At 37.0% G+C, this 1,755-nt stretch carries 1 protein-coding gene and 1 pseudogene; both read left to right on the top strand.

Going from position 1 to position 1,755, the window contains the following annotated elements:
* A partial coding sequence (locus M030_RS24195) for an OmpA family protein (protein ID WP_034722685.1) occupies positions 1-909 on the top strand: 909 nt, incomplete at its 5' end.
* A gap of 211 nt (positions 910-1,120) precedes the next feature.
* Positions 1,121-1,755: pseudogene (locus M030_RS0114285) on the top strand (OmpA family protein); the annotation flags it as partial.

Genomic DNA, 1,755 nt, shown 5'->3' with positions numbered 1-1,755 from the left:
TTCAAAGTTAACAGAAGAATCGACATCGAAGGTAGATTAATGTATGTAATAACAGGTGATGATACCTTTGACGGAGGTGGAGATCCATACAGCGAGGTTAACAGACGTTCTTCACAGGTTTCCGACAACTTCTTCAACGCTACCTTAGGTCTTTCATTCAAACTTGGAAAACACGACTCTCACCTGATGTGGCATGATCCTCTTCAGGAAATCTATTATAAACTTGATGTATTGGCTAATAAAAAACAAGACATTGAAGTATGTAAAAAAGGAGATGCTGATAATGATGGAGTATGTGACGATTGGGACAGACAGCTTGACACTCCTGCCGGAGCAAGAGTGGATGGTGCCGGAGTTGCTCTAGACACAGACTTAGACGGTGTTATTGACCTTTACGATAAATGTGTAACGGTTCCGGGACCTGTTGAAAACAACGGTTGCCCTGTGAAAAAAGATAACAATCAAACTGCTGTAGAAGTAGAAAAAACATTGAAAGACATTTACTTTAACTTTAATAAAGCAACCATAAGACCTGAATCTAACAGTAAATTGGATCTTGCGGCTTCCATTATTAAAGAAAACGGAGGTAATTACCTGTTGACAGGTCATACTGACATTAAAGGAAGTGCTGCTTATAACCTGAGATTATCTAAAGAAAGAGCTGCAGCTGTAGTTTCAGCTTTAGAAAACAGAGGTGTTAGTGATAATGTACTAAAGTCAAGAGGAGTAGGTTCTGCAGAAGCTAAGATTCCTGCCTCAGCTTCAGATGCTGAAAGACTAGCTGACAGAAAAGTAACGGTAAGATTTGTTGAAGGTTCTGAGTGGAATTCTATTAAAAAGAAAGACTATGAAGATGCTCCGGTGAAAAAAACTGTGAAAAAAGCACCAGCTAAGAAAAAGAAGAAATAACTTCTTATCATATACAAAAACCGAAAAGAATTGTTCTTTTCGGTTTATTTTTTTTCTACTACGGAATATTTTACATACCTTTATATCATATTAGGAGTATACCGTATAGAATATATTAATCAATCTACAGGTGTACTTAAAAAAATAATATAATATCACTTTTTTAACGTAAAAAATCATTTAAAATAACTTAACTTAAAAAAATAACACTATGAAATTAAGTTTAGCAATTGTTGCATTAGCGATGGCAATTCCTACCGCTACTTATGCACAAGACTCAACGGCAGTTTCAAAAGGAGAGTACCCTAATACATTTTCTTCTGGGTCTGCAAATGTTTCCCCATTTACCAACCAATCGAAAAGATTTAATGACTGGTCTATTTCCGCAGGGGTTGGAGTTCCATTGATGCAATCGGCAGATTTAACATCAATTAAAAATGGTAACGGTAAAAACCTTTTTGGATATTCTGCTTATGTAAGTATTGACAAAGCAATCACCCATGCTTTTGGGTTAAAGCTTCAATATGACAGAGGTGAAACCAGACAAGGATGGTTCAATACTAAAGACGCTGCTCCTGATGCAAAAGCTGTGGCCGGTAGAACTCAGTATGATGCGATCTCTATCTTAGGAGATATCAACTTCTCTAATTTATTGAGAAGAGTAGATAATCACTCTCCTTACAGATGGGCACTTCATGGGTATGGTGGTGTTGGTACTATCGCTTACAGAGCATACCAGAAAAACATCAATGGACAACAGCTGATGACGGAAGTTAAACCATTCAAGCTTGGATCTTTCTTTGCTCAGGCTGGTGCCGGTTTAAAGTTCAAAGTTAACAGAAGAAT

This window comes from Chryseobacterium sp. UNC8MFCol, assembly GCF_000482305.1.
Taxonomy (GTDB): domain Bacteria; phylum Bacteroidota; class Bacteroidia; order Flavobacteriales; family Weeksellaceae; genus Chryseobacterium; species Chryseobacterium indologenes.
Note: the sequence above shows the minus strand (reverse complement) of the source record. Positions and strands in the feature narration are given on the sequence as shown.